This is a genomic window from Luteimicrobium sp. DT211 (assembly GCF_049844995.1).
Taxonomy (GTDB): Bacteria; Actinomycetota; Actinomycetes; order Actinomycetales; family Cellulomonadaceae; genus Luteimicrobium.
In genome coordinates, this window is sequence record NZ_JBNCMC010000019.1 from 1 (window position 1) to 1,744 (window position 1,744).

A 1,744-nucleotide genomic window follows, 5' to 3' on the forward strand; every position below is an offset into this window, starting at 1 on the left:
CGGGGATGGTGGGGTCGGTCGGGCTGGTCGGGACCTTGTAGGCGTGTCCGGAGGGCGCGGTCCACACGATGGTGCCGTCGATGGTGCGGTGGGTGGTCCAGCCGCCGTGGGTCTTGGCGTTGTGGTGGGCGCGGCACACGGGGTGCAGGTTGTCGGCGCGGGTCTGCCCGGCCCGCTGGCGGGTGGGGTCGAAGGGTTCGATGTGGTCGAGGTCGCAGCGGGTGGCGGGGACCCGGCAGCCGGGGAACGTGCAGGTGGTGTCGCGGGTGCGGACGAGGTCGCCGAGGACCTTCCCGGGGGCGTAGCCGCGGCGGGAGACGTCGATGACGGTCCCGGTGACGGGGTCGGTCAGGATCCGGCGCCAGGTCGCGTCGGGGTTCGCGGCGAGGGCCCGGGCCAGGGGTGCGGGGATCGGGCCGTACCCGGTCAGGTCGGCGGGGGTCTCGTCGAGGCCGAGGAGCGTGGACGCGGGGACGGTCACGTTGATCACGGTCCGGACCGGTCCCAGGCGTGTCCACCAGCCCGGTAGGCCGTTACCCGAGGACGCTCCCGCGCCCGTGTCGTCGATGCCCGCCGAGTCGTCGGGCGCGGGCGGGTCGTCGGTCGTCGGCGCCTGTCCGTCCGTGTCTGCGTCGGCGTGTTCGGGGGGCGGGTCCTCGTTCGTTCCCGTGTTCGTCGCGTCGGCGTGCGTGTCCGGGTCGGGTGTGGTGGTCGGTGTGGGGGCGAGGGTGTTGCCGGTGATCAGGTCGGTCAGGACGTCCGCGCGGGCCTGGGCCACGGTCCGGTCGTCCCCGGGGGTGCGGACGACGTGGCGGGCGAGGTGGTCGAGCCGGGACCAGACCTTCGTGGCGTCGGTGGCGGGCAGGAGCGCGGTCAGCCAGGCCATCTGGTCGGGGGCCGGGTCGAGCCACACGTGCCGTCCGTCCGCGGCCTTGCGGGCCCGGGTGGTCGCGGCGCCGGGGTCGGCCTCGATCGCGGCGCGCCGCAGCCGGTCGCGGATCTGTGCGGGGGTCAGCCCGGTCGCTGGGCCGGGGGCGGTGGTGGTCCCGACGAGGTCGTCCGCGACCTTTCGCCTCACCTCGACGGGGACCGCCGGGTAGGAGACCAGGACGTCCGCGCGCGCGGTGTCGATCTGTCCCGCGGCGAGGGCGTCCGCGACCCGCGGCGAGTCCGCGAGGCCCGCGGCCCGGCCGACCAGGTCGCTCGCGGTGCGCCGGGACGTGGTCAGCGCCGCGGACAGCTCGTGGACCGCCGCGTCCGCGTCGAGGGACGACGTGCCGCGTGCGAGCAGCTCCGCGACCACCTGGGCCTGCCGGGCCGCGACCCAGGACGCGACGCGTTGCCACGCGACGACCGCGTCGACCAGCGTCCCGTCGCTCACCTCCGACAGGTCCAGGCCCGCGAGGACCGCCGCGACCCCGGCCGGCGCGGCACCAGCAGGCGCGGCACCAGCAGGCGGCGCAGCGGGCGGGATGACCGGGTCGGGCAGGACGCGGAGGAGGTCCTCGAGCTCCGCCACGAGCTCCGGCGAAGACCCCGGAGAGGACCCTGGGCCGCCGCCCGGCGACATCGTTGCCGGGACGTGGTGCGGGTCTCGCAGCGAAGCGGTCGTCGAGGTTGTCGAGGGGGTCGAGGGGGTCGCGGCTGCGGGGGCACCGGCGGAGTGGGTCACAGCGGCAGGTTCTGTGACGACGTCGACGAGCCCGGCGATCAGGTCAGCGAACGTGAGCTCGAGCAGCGACAC

At 75.8% G+C, this 1,744-nt stretch carries 1 protein-coding gene; it reads right to left on the bottom strand.

The genetic code is table 11. The features are described from left to right. Nucleotides 1-1,519: DUF222 domain-containing protein (locus tag ACLQ14_RS19390; protein WP_425816087.1), on the bottom strand; the 1,519-nt coding region annotated here is incomplete at its 3' end. Nucleotides 1,520-1,744: the final 225 nt, after the last annotated feature.